The following is a 23,438-nucleotide window of genomic DNA, read 5'->3' as shown; positions in this document are numbered from 1 at the left end:
AAGATATGAAGAGAAAGCTATTATCAATCGTCATCGTAACGTTTGCTTGCCTTTTCATAACAGGCTGCTGGGATCGTCATGAAATTGAGGAAGCGGCATGGGTGACAGCACTTGGGTTTGATTTTGAGGAAGGAGAAGAACCGTTTCATGTCCACCAAACGGTCGCATTAACAAAATTACTTGCTGCTGGTGACCAAACTGGAGATGGGGAAGAGGAAGCATTTTTTGTCATATCTGATGAAGCGGAATCTGTTCAGAAAGCGGTGTATGGCGCAACAGAGTTTTTAGCAAGAGAACCGAAATATGGTCATGTATCAAACCTTATAGTAGGGGAAGAACTGCTGAGAGAAAAAGGTATTACACCTATTATTTCTTATGCGGTTCGAAACCATGTCATCCGTCCGTTTGTATGGATTTCGGTTGGGTCACCTTCAGCATTATCTGTTATGGATCATCCAACAGGATTAGAAGATATCCCTAGCCAAGCATATTTAGGGTTAATGGATCATGCTGAAGAATCAGGCGTAGGATTTGCAGTTAATTTGTTAGAAGCAAGTAAGCGATTCCTTAATGATAAACGAGATTTAGTTTTACCTATGATGATTTACAAAGATGGGCAAATACATATTGAAGGATTAGCTGTATTCCATGAAGATAAAATGGTAGATGTTTTGAAAGAAAAGGATGGGCGTGGGTTATCTTGGGCTTTAGAAAGAGCGGACGGAATAATATCGGTTCTATCAAAAGATGAGCAAATGGTAACTGTGAATTTTCGAGATGTGAATTCGAATATTACTGTTGAGACAGTAGAAGAAGATAACTTGGAAATTAATTTAGAAATAGAAATGACAGGTGATATTACGGATCTTCACAAACAAAACGCTCGAACCATTCTCTCTTTAAAAAAAGAAGATATTTCGGAAGTAACAAAAGATGTGGAAGATGAGGCAAAAGCAATTATTGAGAATTCTTTGACTAAGGTTCAAAAAGCACAATCTGATGTATTAGGTATAGCAGAAATGATTGAAGACGATTTTCCTGAAAAATGGGAAGAAATGAAAGATAAGTGGGGCGAAGAGTACTCAGCATTACCAATTAGTGTTGAAGTTAATGTAGATTTGAAAAGAAGTAAACGAATTAAGTAAAAGAGTGAATGTGGTGAATCATGGTCATACTTAATTGGAGAGTTGTGGAGGTTAGGAGTAGGGTTTAGGACCCATGAGAGCATCGTTTTGAATGTATGGGTAAGTAGAGAAAGAGATTAGTGACCCATAGGAGCGAAATTTTGAATGTATGGGTAAGAAGAGAAAGAGATTAGTGACCCATAGGAGCGAAATTTTGAATGTATGGGTAAGAAGAGAAAGAGATTAGTGACCCATGGGAGCGAAATATTGCTGGTAAGGGTAAGTAGAGAAAGAGGTTAGTGACCCATAGGAGCAGAATTTTGAATGTAAGGGTAAGTAGAGGAAGAAATTAGTGACCCATGGGAGCGAAATATTGCTGGTAAGGGTAACTAGAGGAAGAGGTTAGTGACCGATAGGAGCGAAATTTTGAATGTATGGGTAAGAAGAGAAAGAGATTAGTGACCCATGGGAGCGATATTTTGAATACAAGGGGCACTAAGGTGTGTTTTGTGTACCTAGAGAAGCAAAAATAGCACCCACATCGGGTGCTATTTTTGTTGTACTGACAATTTTATTGTGTTTCCTGCTGGATCAACAGTATAATACTCGTCTTCGATTTTATCTGTAGAAAAACCAAGTTTGTTTACATTCTCGATGGCATGTTCTCGACTTACCAAACTAGGGTATACGATCTCAAACCAATGAATACCTGCACTTGATTTAGCCGGAGCGGGAGCACCAACTCCTGCCCATGTGTTTAATCCGATATGATGATGATAATCTTGACTAGAGAGAAATAATGCTTGATCGCCAAGTTGGCTCACTTTATCGAAACCTAAACCACTGCAATAAAATACTTCTGCATCATCTAAATTGGCTACATGCATATGAATATGTCCCATGATTGTTTTAGGTGCGATACCAGACCAAACTTTTCCTTCTGCTTCAGATAGGAGACCTTCTACATCCAACGGATCGACGGTCATTTTTACGTTATCGCCATTCCATTCCCACTTACTAGGTGGCCGGTCAATGTAGATTTCTATTCCATTCCCTTCTGGATCGGCTAAATATATCGCTTCACTGACGAGATGGTCAGATGCCCCTTGTAAGGGGTATTTTTCGTCAATTAAATGTTGTAATAATAAGCCTAACTCCGCACGGGTTGGCAGTAAAAGAGCAAAGTGATATAACCCCGTTGTCCTCGGTTGGTTTTCCGTTACATTGTCTGGTTTTTCCAGAGTGATTATTGGCGTTTTGCCGTCGGCTGTGAATACAGCTGATCGCTCCGTTTTCTGGAGTAATTGCAAACCTAAAGATTTTTCATAAAAATCGCAAGTTTGCTGCAAATTTATAACCTTTAGGGAAACTTCCCTTACATATGTTGCAGGGGGCTGATGAAAAGCCATAAAAGAACCTCCTAATATATTTTTATTTACTAACTTAAAGTAAGTATATTCGATAAACACTGGAAGATCAATAACGTGATTTTTCGAAAAATGAAATGAATTCGGTAGCAGCGAAAGGATAAGAAGTTTCTTCCTTACAACGGTGACATTCTCCCTTTTTACATGATAAAATAAACCGTATTGATTAGAGTAAAGGGAGTGTCATGTCATGAGTGAAGAAAAAGTGTTGATTTTTGGGCACCAAAACCCAGATACGGATACGATTTGTTCAGCGTTAGTGTATGCTGACTTGAAAAAAGAATTAGGAAAAAATGTTGAGCCTGTTCGCCTTGGTGAAGTTGGAGGCGAAACGCAATATGCATTGGACTATTTCAAAGTAGACGCACCGCGTTTAGTGGAGACTGTAGCAAATGAAGTAAACCAAGTCATTCTTGTGGACCATAACGAAAGCCAGCAAAGTGTAAAAGACTTGGATAAAGTTCAAGTTGTTGAGGTGATTGATCATCATCGAATTGCGAACTTTGAAACGGAAGGACCTCTTTATTATCGTGCTGAACCAGTTGGTTGTACGGCAACGATCTTGAATAAGCTTTACAAAGAAAATGGTGTAAAAGTTAAGAAAGAGATAGCAGGATTAATGGTTTCTGCGATAATATCTGACTCCTTGTTATTCAAATCTCCAACATGTACAGAGGAAGATGTAGCTGCTGCAAAAGAATTGGCGGAGATTGCTGGATTAGATATGGATGAATACGGTCTTGAAATGCTCAAGGCTGGAGCAGATATGAGTGGAAAAACGGTGGACCAGTTAATTTCTCTAGATGCAAAAGAGTTTACAATGGGCAACCACAAAGTGGAGGTCGCTCAAGTTAATGTCGTGGATACAAATGATGTACTTGGACGAAAATCAGAAGTGGAAGAGGCAATGAAAAAGGTTATTTCTGAAAAAGGTCTAGGATTGTTTGTGTTAGCAGTCACTGATATATTAACGAATAATTCAGTTGTTGTTGCTGTCGGAGACGAAACAAGTGCAGTAGAAAAAGCATTTGATGTAAAACTTGAAAATGGACAAGCAACATTAGAAGGTGTTGTTTCTCGTAAAAAACAAATCGTACCGCAATTAACTAGTGCGTTATCATAAGAGAACGATGAAGTTTTAAACATACGTTTAGGAGGGTGGAAATCTTCTTAAACGTATGTTTTTTCGTTTAGACGTAGAAGGGAAAGAAGTTATAGGAATAGTAGCGGATGGCAAACGCGGAGATAGTTACTTGCGCGTCCTGTTTTTCTGCCAAAGAAAACGAAATTTTATCAAATCAGAATGTTTACGAACCTATTAAAAGGCTTTTCATAGTAGGTGTCGAATAGTTTCATATAGAAGAAATGGAGTTGATTTGGATGAAACCTTTAAAAGACAAACTTGCTTTAGTGACGGGGGTGAGTCGCACGAATGGAATTGGAGCGGCCATATGCCGAGAGTTGGCTCAAAAGGGAGCAGACATCGTATTTACATACTGGACGAATTATGATGACGAAATGCCTTGGGGAGTAGCAGAAGACGAGCAAGAAAAAATCAAAGCGGAACTCGAAACGTTTGGAGTGAGAGTTGAAAAAATAGAGTTAGATTTAATGGATACGGAGTCTATTTCCATCGTATTTAACTATATTAAACAAACGTTCCATTCAAGTCCTGACATTTTAGTTAACAACGCTGCTTTTTCAGTAAATGATAACTTGGAAACAATCTCTGCTGATAAGTTAGATCAGCATTATTTCGTGAATGTTAGAGCCGTTACGTTATTAACTCAAGCATTTGTTCAAGCTTTTTCAAATAAACAAGGGAGAATTATTAACATTGCAACCGGTTGGTCTCGGGGACAAATGCCTGAAGAATTGTCGTATGTGCTTACTAAATCAACTGTTGAAACGTTAACTTATACATTATCTTCTTCACTGGCAGCGAAGGGGATCACAATAAATACGATTAACCCAGGACCGACAAATTCAGGTTGGATGAATGACAAAGTGAAAGCAGAATTATTACCAAGGTTTCCTACTGGTCGATTAGGTGAGCCATCTGATGCTGCGAAACTGGCTGGTTTTTTAGTAAGTGAAGATGCAGCTTGGATTACGGGACAGGTTATTCATTCAGAAGGTGGATTTAAAAATGGGGATGACTAATGAAGTAGTGTACAGTAAAAATCAACAATACATTTAGAGATCCAATGCTTCATGATCTAAACAAGTTCATAGATTGGCGTGACGCGTATGAATAAAATGTCTTTCTTTCTCGTCCTTTTCGGGGCAATTCTTTGGGGAACGACAGGAACAGCACAGCATTTTGCTCCTGAAGGGGCTCACCCAATCGCTGTGGGGACGATGCGACTTGCAGTAGGTGGATCAGCTCTTTTTATAATTGTCCTTTTTACAAAGAGAATAAAACCAACCAAATGGCCAGTGAAAGCAATGTTGATAGCTGCGGTTGCGATGGCCGCGTATCAACCTTTGTTTTTTTCGGCGGTAGCGACAACAGGGGTTGCAATTGGTACAGTGATTGCTATCGGAAGTGCTCCAATATTAACAGGATTCATGGAATGGCTCATATATAGAAGGCGTCCAGATCGTCAATGGTGGCTAGCGACAGCACTCTCGATCATTGGATGTATTCTTCTTTTTGTTACACAAGGCGACATCAAACTTGACCCTATAGGTTTTGTCATGGCTATTGGTGCAGGGTTGTCTTTTTCAGCGTACACCCTTGTGAATAAACAAATTGTGCAAAAAGTGTCATCTGAAATGGCAGTTGCTGTCGTGTTTATACTGTCTGCAATCTTGTTGTCTCCGTTACTATTTATTTATGATGTTAGTTGGGTGTTCGAACCGTCAGGAATGATTGTTGTTTTACAATTAGGATTTGTCGCAACAGCGATTGCTTATTTACTCTTCGTAAGAGGGTTGATGGGAGTTCCAGCTTCGTCAGCAGTAACGCTATCGTTAGCAGAACCTTTGACAGCGGCAATACTTGGGGTAGTCGTTGTTGGAGAAGTGCTCACTCCACTGGCAGTTGTTGGTGTATGTATGATTTTTTTAGGTTTAACCGTTCTTTTTTATACACCAAAAAAGAATCGGCATGTTCTATAATGGTTTACGTATTTAGGAATCTATTTTTGAATTTGCATAGTAATACCATGGAAATTTTACCCACTCTTTTTCTCAATATTGTCTTCATAGAGTTTCCAAAAACTACGTGATCAAATTTCATGCAATATAATAAACCAACTTTTGTTCTTCATCCATAAATATTTTTACGGCAGATTGGTAGGGCTGAGTCTAGTATTGTACTAGACTCAGTCTTTTCAATTAGCTTTCGTTCGTCATGAGATTTCCTATGCTTTGATGAAATAATTGGATATTTATGTTAATATTGTATTGTAGAAAATAGATTGCTGTTGTGATAGGTTTCATTATCCTATCAGGAAGATTAGATAACGGATTGTTCATTTGGCATGCATAATAGTAGTTGTTTATAGGATGTAAATTGGAGGGGTGGGAGACTTGATTAAAAAAGGGTTGATGTTGTTTATTTCGATTTTGTTTTTAAGTGCCTGTAGTGATAACCTTGACGCTTCTGAGCAAAACGAATTAAAGCAAAAGTTGATAGAAGTTAATCAAATAAGTGATATTGGAGAACTAAATAAAGCGCTTATTGATGATGCGTTAAGTGAAGCGTCTCAGTTAGACCTTGAAGGAAAAGATAAAGATTGGTTTGTTCTATATTATTTAATTTACGCTACTACAGGTGAAGAAGCAGACAAAGAGAAAGCTTATGAGCACAGTCAACTAAGGATGCTGTATGAGCAAACATGGCAAGACTTAGCTTTTGAAAGATATGGAGTTGAAATAGAAGAAGATGAGTTGCAAGAAATGTTAGATAAATATTTAACTCCCTTAAAAGAGGGTGTACTTTCTTCTCAGACTTCGGAACTTGAAACACAGCTTTATCTTGCAGAGAAACTTGGTTATAGTGTGGACGAATATTTTTACCAAATTACGATACACATTTATGAGAACAGGGTGATAAGCGAAAGCTTATATCCACTGTTAGAAAAAGAATATGGCATGGATGACGAACATGGAATTAGTTATCAATACCGTATGGAAGTAATTGATGAAATAGTAGAAGCGAAATCTTGAGCTACCGGAAAAGCGTTAGTTCAAAAATAAATGACTAACAGAAAGGCATAGGGAACAATTCCCTATGCCTTTTCAAATACAAATAGTCATGCGATTTAGGTTGTAAAAGTGACATAATTTCTTATATATTTTATCCCACAAGAAAACTCGACAAGAATGATGATATGCGTCGGGTCTCCATTTTATATTTCACCGTATTTTTCAAAACGTTTCTCCAGATAGTTTTGTAATACGGTCATTATTGAGCAAATGCCCCAGTAAATCAAGGCGACTAAAATAAACATCGTCATGTAATCCATTTCTCGTCCAGCAACAATACGAGACATTTGAAAGATTTCTGGTACGGTAATCATGGCAGCTAGAGAAGATGCTTTGATCAAATCTAGAAGCACATTTGTTAAAGGTGGAACAGCGATGCGAGATGCTTGTGGTAATACGATGCGTCTCATCATCATCCAGTAAGAAAATCCTAGTGACCTAGCTGATTCCCATTGTCCTCTTGGTACAGCAGAGATAGCTGCTCGGTTAATTTCAGCCATGTATGCCGCACTATTTAAACTGAAGCCAATGATTGCTGCAGTAACAGCTTGAAACTCGACTCCTACAAATGGAAATCCAAAATAAAGAAGAAATAAGATGATGAGAATGGGAACACCACGCATAAAAGAGATGTACATACGTGCTGGCCAACGGAGCCAAAAACGATCTGACGCTCGAGCAATCGCTAGCAAGAGGCCAATTGCTAAACCGATGACCATACTTATTAAGGAAATGAATAGCGTATACCAAATACCTTGAAGGACATAAGGAAGGGACTCTATTGCTAATTGTATATCAAAAATGTGTCCCCATTGAATATCACTCATTTTTATTCTCCTTTATTCGTCAGCAAAATCGATGTCTGGTTCTTGAGATACGTCTTGCCCTCCGAAGAACTGCTCAGATAGTTCTTGAATCGTTCCGTCTTCTAGCATTTCTTGAATAACCTCGTTAAGATTTTCTTGAAGTTCAACATTATCTTGGTTCATGATCATTGCTTGATTATTTGGGTGATAAAATAAGTCAGGGTGAATGATAACGTCTATATCTGGAAGAGCTTCAATGGCTAATGATTGAAGGTAATAGTCATTCATGACAACATCTAATCGTCCGTTTTCAATGTCACGTAAGTACGTATCGTTCGTAACGTTTTCATACGTGACTCCCTCTGCTCCATACTCTTCTGCGATCTCCATGTAAATCGTTGTGGCAGCTCCTCCGTGGCGTTTTCCATCAAGGTCTTCTAGAGATTCGATGCCAGAGTAATCATCTGGTCGAACGATCATCGCCCCATAAGAAAATTTATATGGATCAGTAAATAGAAAGTCTTCTTCCCGTCTTTCATTGACATCGATATCATTTACAGCAATATCTACTTGCCCACTTTGAATGGATGTGAGCATTCCGTCAAATCCCATATCAGTAAAGTCTGCTTCGATTCCGAGACGTTCAGCAACTTCTCGAGTTACCTCTACTTCAAACCCTGTTAATTCATCCGTTTCATCTGAATAGAAAGAAGTCGGATAAAGTGTACCGGAAGTGGCGACTTTAATAACTCCCTCGTCTTGAATTTCATCCCACCTTGTTGGCTCGTCTTCTTCTGCAGTCTCATCATTTCCATTATCTCCACATGCAGCTAGTAAAAGTGTCGTGGTTAACACGGTTACAAAAAATAGGCTCTTTCTATTTCTAAATAATGTTAACATGTATGTTGTTCCCCCCTATTAGTATATGTGATAGTAAGTCCCTTAAAAACATAGCATGTAACTTGGGATTCAAGCAATGACAATGCTTGAAATTAATAAAGTTAAAATATTCAGTTAAAGAGACATCTAAACAAAAGTTTCAAAAAGGTTATACAAAGATGTTAGAGATGATATAATCTTGGGTATATAAAAGTTATTAATGATAAAAATATACGGAAGGTTTGATGAAAAAGGAGAATAGTAAGCATGAGCCGTAAAAAAACGATGGACCAATCTCAATTATTTTATGAGACAGAAAAGTTGATCTTGGAGTCTGGCTATGCAGGATTCCATTTCAAAGCACTTTCAGAAAGACTTGGAGTCGCTAGGAGTACAATATACAATTACTACACGAACAAAGAAGAGTTGATTACCGATTACATGCTCCACCTCCTTAATGGAGTAGTGGAAAAGATGGAGCAAGTCGAAAAGGAAGAGGAACCGCTAAAATACTTAATTTATCTCTGGTCTCGTTATGCTCATATGCACCAAATGTTGCAAATTATGCCTTATATTGATCAACATTCAACGGCACGAGTAGAAGAAAATATCAAAAAAATGTTTGCGCTTTTTCATGAAATGAAACAAAAAATTGAATCAATTTTAAAAGATGGACAAAACCAAGGTGAGATACGGACAGATATTCAAATGAAAACACTTGTTGGTTTAGTAATGGCGACAGTTCAAGTTCCTGTTCAACATACAAGTCAATCACAGTGGATAGAGGAAGTTTACCAACTAGTCGCACACGGGTTAAAAAAAGAAAAATGATTTTTTTTGATACAAAATGACACAACTGTCAACTATTTTCTCATTATGCAGATAAGGTAGGAGGAAGCCAACATGTTTCAAGCAGTTATAAAGAGTCCTAAAATTACAATGATGTTTGTGCTTATTTTGGTGGTCGTAGGGATTTTAACTCTCTTTCAACTTCCACAACGTGAAATACCAGAATTTTCGTTTGATATCGGAACCGTTTCAACCGCTTATCCAGGAGGAACTCCAGAAGAAGTGGAGCAACAAGTGACGATTCCATTAGAAAATGCAATCGAAAATATTGACGGTATAAGTGATATGAACTCGGTTTCTACATCGGGTTTTTCCAACATCGTTATTGAAATCGATGATAGTGCAGATAAAAATGACGTTTTTACTGATATTCAGCAAGCTATTTCCAGAGCTGAAAGTGAACTTCCAGAACAGGCGATAACCCCTGACTTCACTCAGGCTGCGGGATTAGGTGCTTTATCTAGTTATCATATTTTAAATGAAGATAGAGAAGAGTTATACGAATTAAAAGATTTGGTTCACGACTGGCAAGGGGAAGTAGAGTCTATTCCAGGAGTGGATGGAACAATCGTTAAAGGTTTTCCAGATCAACACTTTCAAATTGATGTTGACTCGGATGAATTGTTTTCAAGAGGATTGCAAATTCCAGATGTGATTGAAGGCGTCGATCAAGAGTTGAATACACAACCATTAGGAGTTCAGCAAATGGATAATCAAAATGTCCAATTAGCTTTATCTACTCTTGAAGAAGAAGGGGAGATTGGTTCGATTTTTATTGGTCTTGATTTTGATGATGATCCAGTTTACCTCGAAGATATTGCCGACGTTGGAAGGATGAATGAAACTCCTGATAACTTGATTTCATTTGAAGATAAGCCTGGGATATCATTTACGATCATTCCTAGTAGTGGTGTGAATATCCCTCAACTTCATGATGAGGTGGACGAACGAATCATGACTTTGGCGGAAGATGTTCCGGAAGAAATGTCTTTTGAATTGTTTTACACACAAAAAACAATTGTAGATGAAATATTTGGCGATTTAACGTTATCTTTTGCGTTGGCAGCACTATCTGTTGTAGTAGTTACACTGCTTGGACTTAACTTGTCCTCTGCGATTATCGTGGCGTTAGCGATTCCTACATCTGTATTAATTGGTCTTATCCCTCTTCCATTTTTTAATGTGGATTTGAACCAAATCTCCATTATTGGAATGATTATTGCATTAGGGATATTAGTCGACGATGCGATTGTTGTTGGAGATAATATTCGCAATAAATATCGTGAAGGATTATCCCCTTTAAAAGGGGCGCTTGCAGGTAGTAAAGAAGTTCGTGTATCGATCATTACGTCAACATTAACGATCGTATTTACTTTTTTACCACTCGTATTTATTTCTGGCGGTAGTGGTGACTTTATTAGTGCATTACCAACGGTGTTAATTGCGACGATTCTAGCCTCGACCGTTGTCGCACTAACATTTGTTCCAATTTTCTTAGTATGGCGACAGAAGAAATTGCTTCGAAAAAAGAAGAATACTCGAAGGGCTCAAAAGGATGGTCTTTTAGGTAAACAATTAGATTCGTTAGCCAATTGGTATAGTGATTCTATTCTAAAGAGAGTTGTTCGTCATCCTTGGAAAGTGGCGATTATCGGTTTTGTTATTACGACTAGTTTTTATGCGCTCATTCCGTTTATACCAGTGGAATTTTTCCCATCAACAGACAGACAAGAAGTAACTGTTGACGTACGAATGCCTGCTGGGACAACGATTGAAGACACGGAAGCTACTTTAGAAGACATGAGATCATTTATTTTAGAAGAAGATGAATTTGTTTTCGAAACAGCGATTTACGCGGGGGAAGGGTTACCTCCATTATTCGGTGAAGGTATATCTAATAGTGGAGAAGAGACAGGTAATTTACTGTTAAGAGTTGATCGAGAAGAACAGTCTGCGGTAGAAACGATTTCAAGGTGGACAGAGCCTTTACAAGAAGAATTTCCAGAGGCAGAGATTGAATTGACGACCATTGAATCTGGCCCTCCTGTTGGGGCGCCGATTGCAATTAAATTGCAAGGGCCTGAAGTAGAGACGTTAATAGATCTGAGCAATGAGTTACAGGATCGAATTGCTGAACTACCTGAAAGCGGAACGGTTCTAGATGATATGGGTCCTCTTCGACCAGTTGTTGTTTATGAACCTGTTCGAGAGGAATTAGAGGAAAACGGCATCACACTAAACCAAGTGAGTGAACAAATTGGTTTAAGGACAGACGGTATTCCATTACTGACATTCCGAACAGCTCAAGATGCCATTAACCTTCAATTGACATTAGACCGAGTGGAAGGAAATGGAGAGTTAGATTTATCAGAAATGGTGATTCCAAGTCAAGCTGGTGGTGGAGAGGGTGGTCCGCCTGAATTGATTGAACTAGACACGCTTCTTGAATCATCAGAAGGGCAAGAAATTCCTCAAGTTATTCGTGAAAATGGAGAGCGAACGATCACTGTCAGAGTTTTCCCTGCAAATGATAGCGATAGTGTATTAGAAGATGAGATTGAAGAAATAACCGATGATGTCCGAGCATCTGTAAGCAGTGATTACACGGTAAGTCTCGGAGGAGAAACAGAAGCAAGAACCGACTTCATTCTTGAATTAGCTACTCTATTTCTAGTCGTGTTATTCCTTATTTACATCGTGATGGCGATTCAATTTAACTCATTAACGATGCCGTTGTTGATCATGAGTACCGTTCATATTGCCGGAGCTGGTGCCGTAATTGGATTATTTTTAACACAGACAGGGTTAGGATTCATGGCCTTGATGGGCATTGTTTCTCTAGCAGGGATTGTTGTGAGAAACTCCATTGTTTTACTTGAATTTATTAAGCAACGTAGAGCGGAAGGAATGTCGATTGAGAATTCTGTTATTGAAGCAGGTCGAGTGAGATTAAGACCGATTTTATTAACAGCATTTACAGCTATCGGTGCATTAACTCCTGTTGCATTAAGTGGAGATGTTCTATTTGTCCCACTTGCGATTTCGATTATTTCTGGTTTGTTATTCTCGGCAATGCTAACTGTCATCATCGTGCCAGCCGCTTATACGGCATTTGCTACGAAGTTTGGAAAATAAAAGCATCTAGAACAACCCCCGGCGCTGGAAATAGGTGCCGGGGATTTTGTCGAATATTGTTATAATGCACTTTCGGGAGTCTATAATGCACTTTCACACATCTATAATGTACTTTCGAGCATCTATAATGCACTTTCACACATCTATAATGAACTTCCACCGTCCTATAACGCACTTCATCGTAATCAACCATGATTAAAGGTATGCGAGTAAAGCAGTTGCAACGGTGAAATAAATCATTAATCCAACTATGTCATTAACTGTCGTAATGAATGGGCCAGAGGCTATGGCAGGGTCTAATTTTAATTTATTTATAATTAGTGGAACGATCGTTCCAATCACTGTCGCCACACTTAAAGATAAGAAGATGGATACACCGACGATAAATGCTAATAAATAACTTTCATGAATGAAAGGAATTATAATAAGTAAAACAGCCGCACAAGTTAATCCTAATAACACGCCGGTACTAAATTCTCGAAAAATCATTTTTCCAAGCCCTTTTTTCTCTAAATTTCCAAGTGCAAGAGAACGAACAGCTACGGCTAGTGACTGTGTACCAGCATTACCAGCTGAACCCATGATTAAAGGAATAAACCCAGCTAAAAGGACAACAGCTTCTAGAGTTGCTTCAAATTGAGCGATAATATTTGCTGATATCATACCAAAGAACATTAATAAAATAATCCACGGAGCTCGTTTTTTTGCAGCTGTAAATGGAGTGATCGTTAAATCAGTTGCACCACGAGAGGCAGCAAACTCATCTAAATCCTCTGAAGCTTCTTCTTCCATTACGTCAAGAATATCATCAACAGTGATGATCCCTACTAGCTTTTTGTGTTCTGTTACAACTGGTACGGCAAGGAAATCATATTTTTTAAATAAGCTAGCGACATCTTCTTGGTCTTCGTTGACTTTAACTGACACTACACGAGTACTCATCACTTCTTCTACCAATGCATCAGGTTCTGATGTAATTAAGTCGCGTAATGATACCACACCGACCAACTCTTCTTTTTCATTCACAACATATAAATAATAGATCGTTTCTGCGTCGGGACCTTCGTGTCGCAGCAGTTTGATAACATCACGAATCGTAGAAGAAGCGTGAAGGTTAACAAAGTCTTTAGTCATAATTGATCCGGCAGTTTCATCTTCGTAACTGAGTAGTTCTTTAATGTCTTTCGCATCTTCTGCTTCTAATCCGTCGATGATTGCAAATGCTTTTGCTTCTTGAATCTCAGCTAAAAAATCAGCGGCATCGTCCGTAGACATATGAGAAATGACATCTTGAGCGTAATGTTCATCAAGTTCTTGAATGAATTTCTTTTGATCATCTAGTTCTAACTCTTCGAAAATCTCAGCAAATTCATCTGGAGAAAGGAATTCATAGATATTTTTTCTTTGAGGTTTGTTCATAGACAGATAGACATCAACTTGGTCTTGCGGATGAAGTTCGAAAAATAACTGTCTGAACTGTTGGATATGACTTTCATCTATGGCATGCAAAATGGACTGAGCATACTCTTCACGATTTTGTTCGGTTAATTTCACCATTTCGAATGGCCTCCTTTATTTAGGGACACCAATCTCTCAGAGGTGTGATGTGCTCGTAATGGAGTCCCTTTAGTATTCGGTTTGTTTTTATAATATTACAACTGGGATCAGGTACCGAGTCCATTCCACATCACTCCTTTCGGTAAATTTTGAATGCTTAAAATAGTAGGACCACTTATTTTTTGAAAAATGAAATGGATGATTCTCAAGCTAATTAGGGGAAAAATAAAACACCTTCATATCGAATGAAGGTGTTTAAGCCAAAGTTAAACAAGCCATGATGATTGAGTCATCATGTCGCCCTCCATTCGTAGAGCTTTAGCACTGTGCGGCATAGGAAAAATTCCAGCTACGTTAAAAACCACCTTATGTCGATGGTTTCTGTTGACCCATTGGCGTCTTTGGACGTTTTTGGGCAGCAGCATATCTCCAGCACAGGAGCCTCACCTAACGAGGAATGATATTTTTTCTAACAGGTGAATTATAAACGTTAAAAGAAGAGGATGTCAACCTGATCAAAGATAAAAAGAATAAAGTAGTACCAGTATGTTTTAAAAAACGATTTATCGTGCCTTTCATTCTATTCACATTTAACCTTAATCCCTTTATAATGAAGAATGAGGATGATTTTTTGATAACTAATTCTTGTTTTTATTTGAGTCTAGAGGACTTTCTAAAATCAACATTTACTTTTAACATAGCGAATAAAAATAAATGGCATTAATGTGTATGTTCAATCCATAATTATTGATTAAATGAAGCATTTGATGAACAAAGCCAAAAGTAAAAGAGGGAAATACAATGAATATTAAAGATATATATGAAAAGCTCACACTAATATCTGGTAGTCATTCCGTTTATAAGAATGAACCGATGAGTGAGCACACGTTAACGAAATTTGGTGGAAAGGCTGATTTCTTTGTTTTGCCTAACACTTATGAACAAGTAGCAGAAATTGTTCGCTTGAAAAAAGAAGAAATGATTCCTTTTATGTTGCTAGGTAATGGGTCGAATATGATTGTTCGAGACGGTGGCATCCGAGGGTTAGTGATGCACATGGAACACCTGTCCTCCATATCAGTAATAGGTAATCAACTTGTCGCTCAAGGTGGAGCAAATATCAAAGATGCCTCTCAAGTAGCATTGCAGCATCACTTAACTGGTTTGGAATTTGCCTGTGGTATCCCTGGATCTGTTGGTGGCGCGATGGTTATGAATGCGGGGGCATATGGTGGAGAAGTAAAAGATGTGATTGACCATGTGAAAGTAGTGGATGAGCAAGGGGATATTCTCAAGTTAACGAAAGAAGAGCTACAACTTAGCTACAGATCAAGCATTATAGGAAAAAGGAATATGATCGTTTTAGAAGCCGTCTTTAACCTTGCTCCAGGGAGCGAAGCAGAAATAAAAGACAAAATGGATGATCTTACATTCCAAAGAGAATCGAAACAACCATTAGAATTTCCATCAGTAGGTAGTGTATTCAAACGGCCACCTGGGTATTTTGCGGGAAAGTTGATTCAAGATAGCGGTTTGCAAGGAAAAGGTGTTGGTGGAGCAGAGGTATCGACAAAACACGCTGGTTTTATTGTTAATAAAAATGGTGCGACTGCAACAGATTATATTAATACAATTGAAATGGTTCGTAAAACTGTGAAAGAAACATTTGGTATAGAGCTAGAATTAGAAGCAAAGATTGTTGGTGAAGATTTAGATTAAACCCGGATATAAATAAGCTGGTTCTTTTATAAAGAACCAGCTTTTCATTTATTCGCCTTGGTTTGTGAAAATTAGAGGAATACTTTAAAAATGAGCTAATTTTGTAACGAAACGTTCAGATGTTCGTTTGATTGAATAGGGTTAACCTGTTAAAATATAAATAAACGATTATATAAAAACTTTATTATATAGAGCGATAACATTTAAATAAGGAGGGTGTATTGATGGAATCAGTGAAGAACGTTTCATTAGAAGAACAGGCACAACTTTTTAAAATGATGAATGACGAAAATCGATTGAAAATACTGTTGTATTTGTCTGAAGAGGAACTATGTGTGTGTAACATTATTGATTTACTTGATATGAGTCAGCCAGCCGTTAGTCAGCATCTAAAAAAACTTCGACAAGCGTCTATTATTCAAATACGAAGTCAAGGCCAATGGAAGTTTTATCGACTTAATGAAGATTACCAACATCTTCCTTTATTAAAAACAATATTAGCGGAATTACCTTCATTAAAACATGAAGTTGAATCACTTAATTCCAATGGTAAGCGAGTGTTATGTACAACAATTCTTACAAAATAAATCGAAAAAAGGATGATTAATGTGAGTGCGAAAATTGAAATATTTGATCCGGCATTATGTTGCCCAACAGGTGTCTGTGGACCGAGTGTTGATCCAGAACTAACTAGGATTTCTAGACTTCATCATCAATTAGTGAATAAAGGATATGATGTGAAACGATATAATTTGGGGCAAGAACCAGATCAATTTGCAAATAATAAACAAATAAATGACCTTTTAGGATCTGATGGACCAGATGCACTTCCGGCAGTAGTGGTTAATGGTGAACTAAGCTTTTATGGACGTTATCCAACCGTTGGGGAGTTTTCCGAGTGGTTTGGCTTTGATCCAAAAGACATGCAGGGGAAAGAACCAAAAAAGCAGTTGAATATTACATTAAAATAGGCCCTGTTAAAAATTTGCTTCAGTTAGAAGCTTTTGCGGACAGCAATCGGGATTGCTTTTCACTTCAGAAGAACAATAAAATTAAGTTTGCGAAAATACCTGAATATTAAAAGCACGCTCATTTTAGGATGAACTAAATGAGCGCGCTTTTTTGTATTCTATTACCTGCTTGCAACTTAAGGATTTCTAAGATTACCCACAGGTATTTAAAGAGATTTTTATCACTGAGCTTTTCGCTCCCAAGATATCATTTGCAGTTCCTTCCTGACTGGAACCATGTTTACTTTATTTAATACACGTATTGAAGCATCGTTGTCATGTCGACATACTGCTGTTATACGTTTGACGTTTTTGCGCTCAAATGCCCAATCAATTAAACCTTGTAATGCTTCTGTTGCATATCCTTTAGACTGTTCGGATGGTAATATTCCGTAGCCAATTTCCACAGTATGATCAGAATCAGGTTTTCCTTTAAACCCTATATCACCAACAATGTGGAGTTGATTCATGTCCAGAATTAACCATGGACCCCATCCGAAAAAAGTATGGTCTTTTTTTAGTAACTCAACATGGGAAAGGATATGGGGATAGTGATCGTAATGTTCTAACTTCATGAGTGGAAGAAGAGGTTCAGAACAAGCAGTTAACTTCAAGCGTTTCGTATTGATATTTAGCTCCATAAATGAGCTCCTTTCCATCCGGCCCACCTTTTAATTTTAACGTGTTAGAGAGAATATCGTTTATATTAGTTGATGGTGAATTACGAGAATTTTCTTCGTAACAAGCTCCTAGAAGTGTTAATTGAAAATGGTATTGACAGAGTTATAAATAATGATTATCTTATAACATATAAAGATAAATAAACCCTTTCACAAATAAAGGAGATTTTTTTATGAGTGCGGTTCTTAACTAATCCATGAACAGGATAAATTCTTGAAAGAAATCAAAACCTGCCAAATGCGGGCTTATTTGAGTTTTCTTTCTAAGAAACGTTAAGAACAAGCAGCGTAGCGAAATCATAGGGAAACCTTTAAGCTATGGCGTATTGTCATCGCTTTTTTTGGATGTGTGGATAGATAGAGGGTGTAATGAAATAATACCCTCTATCTATGTATAACAAACAATCACTCATGTGAAGGGGTCTGTTATGAACGTCTTAAGCATTTGCTTAAGACGTTTTTTGTTAAGCCAGAGTTTTTCCACATTGACGAGTTAAACTGCTGCTTGAACTAGAGGGGAAAGGTCAAAATAATCTTCGAGGTGAAAAACATGAATAATAAAACATTAGATATATTAGATTACAATCGAATTTTAGATGAAATAGCTGTACTAGCTTTAACATCAAAAGGTAAAGAAACGATTCGTGGATGTAAACCATCATCCAATAAAAAACAGGTGGAAAGAATGCTTCATGAAACAGACGAAGCAGTAAAAATATTGAAAATAAGTGCTAGTGTTCCAATTCATTCGTTGGATGAAATCACTAGTAGTTTGGAACAAGCAAAAAAAGGAATGTTCTTAAGGACTGAGCAATTGACTAGAGCACTATCATTTTTTGAGCATTGCCGAAAACTAAAGCGATTCATGTTGGATAAAGAAAGTGTAGCACCTGTGATCGCGACCTACGCGTTATCTATTAGTCACCTTTCAGATATAGAAGATGAAATTGCTCGAAGTTTAAGACATGGTCAAATAGATGATTATGCAACTCAAGAGTTGGCTAAAATTCGTCGGCACCTTCGACAAGAGCAAGAGTCATTGAAAAATAAAGCGGAGGTCATGAGTCGGTCCAAAAAAATCACATCATATTTACAGGAATCCATGATTGTAGAAAAGAATGGAAGATACGTGCTTCCGATTAAAAAACAATATAGAAATAAAGTATCTGGGACTGTTATAGATACTTCTGCATCTGGTGCTACAGTATTTATGGAGCCAAAAGAAGTAGCTGACATCCAAGATGCCGTAAACGTATTGAAACTGTCAGAAGAGCATGAAATGGAACAAATTTTATATACACTCACAGGTATTATCCTAGAAAACGAAGCGGAAATTAACATAGCGATGGAAACGATGCATCATTACGACGTGATTTTTGCAAAAGCAAAATATTGTCGTGAAATGGAAGGCAACATCCCAAAAATTAACGAGGATTATAAAGTAGATTTGATCGAAGCACGCCATCCAATGTTAGGGAAGGATGCCGTTCCGTTATCGTTAAAGTTAGAGGGGGAGACGAGAGCGTTGGTTATCACAGGTCCAAATACAGGTGGAAAAACAGTAACATTAAAAACAGTCGGATTATTAACGTTAATGGCACAAACTGGATTGTTAATTCCGGCAGATGAGGGAAGCGAAGTTCATTTATTTCAAAAAATATACGTGGATATGGGAGACGGGCAAAGTATTGATGAAAATTTAAGTACATTTAGTTCCAGGATGGGAAATATCATTCATATTTTGGAAAAAACCGACAATAATAGTCTCGTTTTGTTAGATGAACTTGGCTCGGGAACAGATCCTAGTGAAGGAATGGGATTAGCTCAAGTCATTATGGAACAATTATTTCTCAAAGGGGCAACATTACTTGCAACAACTCACTATAGAGAACTAAAAGGATTTGCTGAAGAAAAGAAAGGGTTTATCAATGGGTCGATGGAGTTCGATTTAGACTCCCTGCAACCTACTTATCGTCTTTTAGTAGGGGAAACAGGAAATAGTCAAGCTTTTGATATTGCTTTAAAACTTGGATTACATCCTGATTTAGTGAAAAGAGCCTATGAATTAACGAATAATAACACGGTGACATTTCCTGAAAAAAGAATTAGTGAATTAAATAAACAAAGTTTAGAGCGACAAATTGCAATTGATAAATATGGTCGAAAGAGAAGTAAAGTACAAAATAAAGGGGGAGACATAACCATTTTTGAGCAAGGTGATAACGTTCGAATCTCAGCGATTGATGATTTAGGAATCGTCTATCAAGGTCCTGACGACAAAGGAAATTATGTTGTACAAGTAAAAGGAGAAAAGACAATGTTTAATCATAAGAGATTGAGTTTGTATATATCCGCTAGAGAACTTTATCCGGAAGGGTATGACTTTGACATCGTTTTTAAATCGAAGGAGTATCGAAAGAAAAAACATTTAATAGGACGTAAGTTTATCGAAGGATTGAGTATAGACGAGGAACAATAAATAACATTTTAAACAACCAACTCCCAAAATTAACTGGGGAGTTGGTTGTTTAATTCTAATAAAAGCTTTTCTGGTTCCATTGGGGCGAAAAAATAGTAGCCTTGAATATATTTGCATTTTTTTTGTAAGAGAAAGTTTAATTGCTCTTTCGTTTCTACCCCCTCGGCAACACAGTCATAACCTAATTTTTTAGACAATTGAATCAAAACGTGCAATATTTCTTCCACTCTTTTATTTGTTCCGATTTGATGGATAAAGGTCATATCAATTTTTACTTTGTCTAATGGGAATTCACTTAAATAAGCGAAGTTCGAGTAACCCGTTCCGAAGTCGTCAATGGCTATTCTGACTCCCTTTTGTCGCAAAACTTGTAAATGATGATTTATTTTTGGAGAAGTTAATAGCTGAACACTTTCGGTAAGTTCTATTTCAATTGTCCCTGGTGGAAAATCATATATTTGTAATTTTTTAATAAAGTCCTCAATGAAGGCGTCTGATTCTAATAAAAGTGTTGAGAAATTAATGGCAACTTTTCCATTGAAAAGATCTTCATCAACCCAACTTTTTAGGAGTGGGAAAACGTGATCGATAAGTTTAGTCGTAATATTTTTGATGAGGCCGCTTTCCTCGGCTAAAGGGATAAACTCACCGGGAGAAATAAAGCCGAAATGCTGATCTTTCCAACGAGATAAAACTTCTATCCCTGTGATCTTTCCATCTAGTGCAGAGACTTGTGGTTGAAAGAGAAAATACAAATCATCACTGTCTATCGCTTTTTTTAATAGATCAAGTAGCAACATTCGGTGTGCTAACGTGTCTTTCATTTGTTTATGGTAGACAGCCACTTTATTTCCTTTATCTTCCTTTGCTTTATACATAGCAGTATCCGCAGCACTGAGTAAATCTTCCGTCGTTACCCCGTCGTCTGGGTATTGACTAACTCCTATGCTTGCAGTTATTGAAAATTCGCTGTAATTTAATATTTGAAATGGACGCTGAATTTCTAGTAATATACTTTTGGAAAAACGTTCATAGTCTTTCGTATGGGCTTTTCCTCTATATAACAATACAAATTCATCTCCGCCAAACCGGGCTACAAAGTGACCTTTTGTTATATCTTCTAGTCGATCCCCCAATTGTTTGAGAAGTTCATCTCCCATATGATGACCATATAGATCATTGATATTTTTAATACCATCCACATCTATAAAAAATACGGTGAATTGTTCGAGTTTATTTTCAGAAAAAGCGATAGAATCATTGATTTCTTTTTGAAGAGACTTTCGATTCGGTAAATCGGTAAGTTCATCATAGTAAGCGGAATGAAAAAGCTGCTCTTCCATTCTTTTTCGTTCATTAATACTTTGGAAGTATACAGTTAGTCCTCCGTTTTTTCTCGGGTAGAGATGAACTTGAAACCACGTTTTTTTAGGATCAAAGTATGCTTCAAGTCGGATCGTTATTCGCTCTGCTACTGCTCTTCTATATGCGTCCTCAAATTCTGTATTTAATAAGTGAGGGAAGGCATGCCAAACAGACAGCCCTATTATATCTTTTCTACTTACATGTAGTAGCCTTAAAGCTTCTTGATTCGCATGCGTTATTTTCCAATTAGGATCAAGAGCAAAAAATCCATCCGTCATACTTTCTAAAATGTCGGAAATTTGGTCTTGGGAATCGACAAATTTTGTTGTATCTATATGTTGAACCATAAGGCCGACAATGTCGTGTCCCTCTTTTATAGTTGAGACAATCATTTCAAAGTATTGGTCTTTTTCGGGTGAGTGGCAGGGGTATGTATGCCTGTATGAAGAATGTTCTCCAGATAGAACTTTTTTTATACAAAAAAGGAGCAAAAATTCTTCGGATTTTTCTAATATATCAAAATAATTCACACCAATTGCTGTAGAACCCGTGCTGCCATTTTGGTCTTTCGATGCAATTCTCCATTCGTGATTAATCATTTCAATCGTTCCGTCTAGAGAAAGTACAGCCACAAGATGATCCATGGCATCTATTGTTTGTTGAGTTGCAAGATTGATAGTGAAACTTCGATCCATTTGTCATCCCTCACTAATACATTATTTTCAAAGACTAAAAATTCATGATCACTTAGTTCTTATTATATAGCTTATTTCCTTGATATGTAATATTTTTCAGTAAATTTATCCAAAAATCGACAAAATATGAGTTCTAGTGGAAAAAGAAAACAGCTATCTCAAGGAGAGACAGCTGTTTATTGAAAAGTAAATTATAATCTTGGATCGTCTAACAGTCGTTCCATTTCTTCTTTATGGCCTGTTTCATCAGCGATGAAATCGTCTAGTTTAACGACGAGCTCTGTCAGCCCAAGTTCTTCTGCTTGTGTTTTACGCTTTTCATAACGCTCAATGGTATCTATTTCTGCTTTTAATGCATCTTCCAGCATTTCTTTTACATCTTGTAATTGTTTTACTGGTGTCGGAGTTGTTGTTGGTGTGCCACCTAATGTTTTGATTTTTTCTGAAAGGTAAAGGGCGTGGGTCGTTTCATCAGCAACTTCGCTTTCAAAGAAAGGTTTTAATACTTGCCGATAAAGCCCTGAAACAACAGCCGCATCATACGTATACATAATCATTGCTCCGTACTCATTTGCAAGATCCTCATTTAATCCGTCAATTAATTCTTCCATTTTCTTATCCATTACTAGATCATCCCTCTCTTTTGAAAAAGATTTCGTTATCTACTTCATACGTTTCCACGAACGAATGTTATTTAAACCATGGATTATTGTTTAAAATAAAAGATTTGTTGTGAAATCCGTCATATTAGCAGTAAATAGGCCTTCCTTCTAATCTCTTCCGCGGAAAGAGAGGGTAAAAGCTAGAACTCTCTATTCTATTTTCAAGGTAGGCAAAAGAACATCAATAATATCTGGATGACAAGCATAAGAATGAGAATAAACTTTCATCACTTATATAGTTAAGTTTAATGACAATCTTCATTTGTAAAAAAAAGTAGGGGATAACGGATGGCATTTATTTCGATGGTGTTTATGGTTTTTTTTATAAGCTTTGATGGCTTTATATGGGGGTGGCTTATTGGTTATAGAAGACAATATTTTCCATTGGCACACTTCTTACTTCTTACAATAGGAACAGGGGTCGTTTTATGGGGTTTTTATCAAGTCGGTCAAGTTTTAGACGCTTTTATTCCTTTTTATCTATTCAATAAATTATCAGGTGTTTTTTTACTCATATTAAGCGTGTTTCATTTAATTGATGGGGAAGGAGTATTCAAAAGGGCGATTGCGCTAAAATTATTTATTATTATTAATGTGGATAATATAGGGTTTGGTCTTTGGGCTGGATTTGAGTCAGTTGGTCGCTTTTTTCCTTTATTTGCAGCCGTTCAATTTGCCATCTTCTTTATATTTGGATTATATTTAGCTCATCGCTCTTCGTTGTATAAGTGGCAGCAATACGGTCAACTATTACCGTTTACTATATTATTTACGATGGGACTATTTAAATTAATATTCGGATAAAAAAGATCCTCGTCTGGATAATTCTCAAACGA

General features: G+C 37.2%; 19 protein-coding genes and 1 riboswitch. Of the genes, 12 read left to right on the top strand and 7 right to left on the bottom strand.

Annotated elements, in window-relative coordinates; all coding sequences use genetic code 11:
* Window positions 1-5 precede the first annotated feature (5 nt).
* A complete protein-coding gene (locus QDN89_RS17120; protein ID WP_280771384.1) occupies window positions 6-1,145 on the top strand; it encodes a Ger(x)C family spore germination protein in 1,140 nt (379 codons plus the stop codon).
* Between the two features lie 527 nt (window positions 1,146-1,672).
* Here QDN89_RS17120 and QDN89_RS17115 read toward each other — a convergent pair.
* On the bottom strand, window positions 1,673-2,533 hold the full coding sequence (locus QDN89_RS17115; protein ID WP_280771383.1) for a VOC family protein: 861 nt from the start codon (window positions 2,531-2,533) through the stop codon (window positions 1,673-1,675).
* A 208-nt stretch (window positions 2,534-2,741) separates the two neighbouring features.
* On the opposite strand from QDN89_RS17115, the gene QDN89_RS17110 reads away from it, so the two are divergent.
* The 4 genes from QDN89_RS17110 (at window position 2,742) to QDN89_RS17095 (ending at window position 6,727) form a co-directional block, all read left to right on the top strand.
* The gene (locus QDN89_RS17110) at window positions 2,742-3,674 is read left to right on the top strand and encodes a manganese-dependent inorganic pyrophosphatase (protein ID WP_280771382.1); all 933 of its coding nucleotides are present in this window, start codon (window positions 2,742-2,744) and stop codon (window positions 3,672-3,674) included.
* 257 nt (window positions 3,675-3,931) lie between these two features.
* Window positions 3,932-4,714 (top strand): SDR family oxidoreductase, encoded by a 783-nt coding sequence (locus tag QDN89_RS17105; RefSeq protein WP_280771381.1) that lies wholly within the window; start codon window positions 3,932-3,934, stop codon window positions 4,712-4,714.
* A gap of 87 nt (window positions 4,715-4,801) precedes the next feature.
* The gene (locus QDN89_RS17100; protein ID WP_280771380.1) at window positions 4,802-5,674 is read left to right on the top strand and encodes an EamA family transporter; all 873 of its coding nucleotides are present in this window, start codon (window positions 4,802-4,804) and stop codon (window positions 5,672-5,674) included.
* Between the two features lie 414 nt (window positions 5,675-6,088).
* On the top strand, window positions 6,089-6,727 hold the full coding sequence (locus QDN89_RS17095; RefSeq protein WP_280771379.1) for a hypothetical protein: 639 nt from the start codon (window positions 6,089-6,091) through the stop codon (window positions 6,725-6,727).
* Window positions 6,728-6,909: 182 nt separating this feature from the next.
* Here QDN89_RS17095 and QDN89_RS17090 read toward each other — a convergent pair whose 3' ends face one another.
* A complete protein-coding gene (locus QDN89_RS17090) occupies window positions 6,910-7,593 on the bottom strand; it encodes an amino acid ABC transporter permease (RefSeq protein WP_280771378.1) in 684 nt (227 codons plus the stop codon).
* Between the two features lie 12 nt (window positions 7,594-7,605).
* Window positions 7,606-8,472, bottom strand: a complete 867-nt coding sequence (locus tag QDN89_RS17085) for a transporter substrate-binding domain-containing protein (RefSeq protein WP_280771377.1) — start codon at window positions 8,470-8,472, stop codon at window positions 7,606-7,608.
* Between the two features lie 246 nt (window positions 8,473-8,718).
* On the opposite strand from QDN89_RS17085, the gene QDN89_RS17080 reads away from it, so the two are divergent.
* Window positions 8,719-9,282 carry a TetR/AcrR family transcriptional regulator gene (locus tag QDN89_RS17080; RefSeq protein ID WP_280771376.1) on the top strand — a complete coding sequence of 188 codons (564 nt, stop codon included), beginning with the start codon at window positions 8,719-8,721 and terminating at the stop codon, window positions 9,280-9,282.
* A gap of 72 nt (window positions 9,283-9,354) precedes the next feature.
* Window positions 9,355-12,435, top strand: coding sequence for an efflux RND transporter permease subunit (locus QDN89_RS17075; protein ID WP_280771375.1), 3,081 nt, complete (start codon window positions 9,355-9,357; stop codon window positions 12,433-12,435).
* A 195-nt stretch (window positions 12,436-12,630) separates the two neighbouring features.
* Here the strand turns inward: QDN89_RS17075 and mgtE are convergent, their stop codons facing one another.
* A complete protein-coding gene (gene mgtE / locus QDN89_RS17070) occupies window positions 12,631-13,992 on the bottom strand; it encodes a magnesium transporter (protein WP_280771374.1) in 1,362 nt (453 codons plus the stop codon).
* 296 nt (window positions 13,993-14,288) lie between these two features.
* A riboswitch (M-box (ykoK) riboswitch) is annotated at window positions 14,289-14,454 on the bottom strand.
* A 339-nt stretch (window positions 14,455-14,793) separates the two neighbouring features.
* Here mgtE and murB point away from each other — a divergent pair.
* The 3 genes from murB to arsD all read left to right on the top strand — a co-directional run bounded on the left by murB (window position 14,794) and on the right by arsD (window position 16,682).
* Window positions 14,794-15,711 carry a UDP-N-acetylmuramate dehydrogenase gene (murB, locus tag QDN89_RS17065; RefSeq protein WP_280771373.1) on the top strand — a complete coding sequence of 306 codons (918 nt, stop codon included), beginning with the start codon at window positions 14,794-14,796 and terminating at the stop codon, window positions 15,709-15,711.
* Window positions 15,712-15,935: 224 nt separating this feature from the next.
* Entirely contained in the window at window positions 15,936-16,298 is a 363-nt protein-coding gene (locus QDN89_RS17060; protein WP_280771372.1) for an ArsR/SmtB family transcription factor, read from the top strand.
* 21 nt (window positions 16,299-16,319) lie between these two features.
* A complete protein-coding gene (arsD, locus tag QDN89_RS17055) occupies window positions 16,320-16,682 on the top strand; it encodes an arsenite efflux transporter metallochaperone ArsD (protein WP_280771371.1) in 363 nt (120 codons plus the stop codon).
* Window positions 16,683-16,903: 221 nt separating this feature from the next.
* Here arsD and QDN89_RS17050 read toward each other — a convergent pair whose 3' ends face one another.
* Window positions 16,904-17,362, bottom strand: coding sequence for a GNAT family N-acetyltransferase (locus tag QDN89_RS17050; protein ID WP_280771370.1), 459 nt, complete (start codon window positions 17,360-17,362; stop codon window positions 16,904-16,906).
* A 589-nt stretch (window positions 17,363-17,951) separates the two neighbouring features.
* Between QDN89_RS17050 and QDN89_RS17045 the strand changes: the two genes are divergently transcribed.
* Complete coding sequence (locus tag QDN89_RS17045) at window positions 17,952-19,880, top strand: endonuclease MutS2 (protein WP_280771369.1); 1,929 nt, start codon at window positions 17,952-17,954, stop codon at window positions 19,878-19,880.
* Window positions 19,881-19,909: 29 nt separating this feature from the next.
* Here the strand turns inward: QDN89_RS17045 and QDN89_RS17040 are convergent, their stop codons facing one another.
* Both QDN89_RS17040 and QDN89_RS17035 read right to left on the bottom strand, forming a co-directional pair.
* The gene (locus QDN89_RS17040) at window positions 19,910-21,940 is read right to left on the bottom strand and encodes a putative bifunctional diguanylate cyclase/phosphodiesterase (protein WP_280771368.1); all 2,031 of its coding nucleotides are present in this window, start codon (window positions 21,938-21,940) and stop codon (window positions 19,910-19,912) included.
* 191 nt (window positions 21,941-22,131) lie between these two features.
* Entirely contained in the window at window positions 22,132-22,563 is a 432-nt protein-coding gene (locus tag QDN89_RS17035) for a ferritin-like domain-containing protein (RefSeq protein ID WP_280771367.1), read from the bottom strand.
* A 327-nt stretch (window positions 22,564-22,890) separates the two neighbouring features.
* Here QDN89_RS17035 and QDN89_RS17030 point away from each other — a divergent pair, with 327 nt between their 5' ends.
* Window positions 22,891-23,406, top strand: a complete 516-nt coding sequence (locus QDN89_RS17030; protein WP_280771366.1) for a hypothetical protein — start codon at window positions 22,891-22,893, stop codon at window positions 23,404-23,406.
* The last annotated feature ends 32 nt before the right edge of the window (window positions 23,407-23,438 follow it).

Source organism: Salipaludibacillus daqingensis (assembly GCF_029891575.1).
GTDB lineage: Bacteria > Bacillota > Bacilli > Bacillales > Salisediminibacteriaceae > Salipaludibacillus > Salipaludibacillus daqingensis.
Note: the sequence above shows the minus strand (reverse complement) of the source record. Positions and strands in the feature narration are given on the sequence as shown.

What these genes read in the sequence shown, in the direction of transcription:
- QDN89_RS17120 (WP_280771384.1), top strand. Translation starts at nt 6, where the DNA reads ATGAAGAGAAAGCTATTATCAATCGTCATCGTAACGTTTGCTTGCCTT.
- QDN89_RS17115 (WP_280771383.1), bottom strand. Translation starts at nt 2,533, where the DNA reads ATGGCTTTTCATCAGCCCCCTGCAACATATGTAAGGGAAGTTTCCCTA.
- QDN89_RS17110 (WP_280771382.1), top strand. Translation starts at nt 2,742, where the DNA reads ATGAGTGAAGAAAAAGTGTTGATTTTTGGGCACCAAAACCCAGATACG.
- QDN89_RS17105 (WP_280771381.1), top strand. Translation starts at nt 3,932, where the DNA reads ATGAAACCTTTAAAAGACAAACTTGCTTTAGTGACGGGGGTGAGTCGC.
- QDN89_RS17100 (WP_280771380.1), top strand. Translation starts at nt 4,802, where the DNA reads ATGAATAAAATGTCTTTCTTTCTCGTCCTTTTCGGGGCAATTCTTTGG.
- QDN89_RS17090 (WP_280771378.1), bottom strand. Translation starts at nt 7,593, where the DNA reads ATGAGTGATATTCAATGGGGACACATTTTTGATATACAATTAGCAATA.
- QDN89_RS17085 (WP_280771377.1), bottom strand. Translation starts at nt 8,472, where the DNA reads ATGTTAACATTATTTAGAAATAGAAAGAGCCTATTTTTTGTAACCGTG.
- QDN89_RS17080 (WP_280771376.1), top strand. Translation starts at nt 8,719, where the DNA reads ATGAGCCGTAAAAAAACGATGGACCAATCTCAATTATTTTATGAGACA.
- QDN89_RS17075 (WP_280771375.1), top strand. Translation starts at nt 9,355, where the DNA reads ATGTTTCAAGCAGTTATAAAGAGTCCTAAAATTACAATGATGTTTGTG.
- mgtE (WP_280771374.1), bottom strand. Translation starts at nt 13,992, where the DNA reads ATGGTGAAATTAACCGAACAAAATCGTGAAGAGTATGCTCAGTCCATT.
- murB (WP_280771373.1), top strand. Translation starts at nt 14,794, where the DNA reads ATGAATATTAAAGATATATATGAAAAGCTCACACTAATATCTGGTAGT.
- QDN89_RS17060 (WP_280771372.1), top strand. Translation starts at nt 15,936, where the DNA reads ATGGAATCAGTGAAGAACGTTTCATTAGAAGAACAGGCACAACTTTTT.
- QDN89_RS17050 (WP_280771370.1), bottom strand. Translation starts at nt 17,362, where the DNA reads ATGGAGCTAAATATCAATACGAAACGCTTGAAGTTAACTGCTTGTTCT.
- QDN89_RS17045 (WP_280771369.1), top strand. Translation starts at nt 17,952, where the DNA reads ATGAATAATAAAACATTAGATATATTAGATTACAATCGAATTTTAGAT.
- QDN89_RS17040 (WP_280771368.1), bottom strand. Translation starts at nt 21,940, where the DNA reads ATGGATCGAAGTTTCACTATCAATCTTGCAACTCAACAAACAATAGAT.
- QDN89_RS17035 (WP_280771367.1), bottom strand. Translation starts at nt 22,563, where the DNA reads ATGGATAAGAAAATGGAAGAATTAATTGACGGATTAAATGAGGATCTT.
- QDN89_RS17030 (WP_280771366.1), top strand. Translation starts at nt 22,891, where the DNA reads ATGGCATTTATTTCGATGGTGTTTATGGTTTTTTTTATAAGCTTTGAT.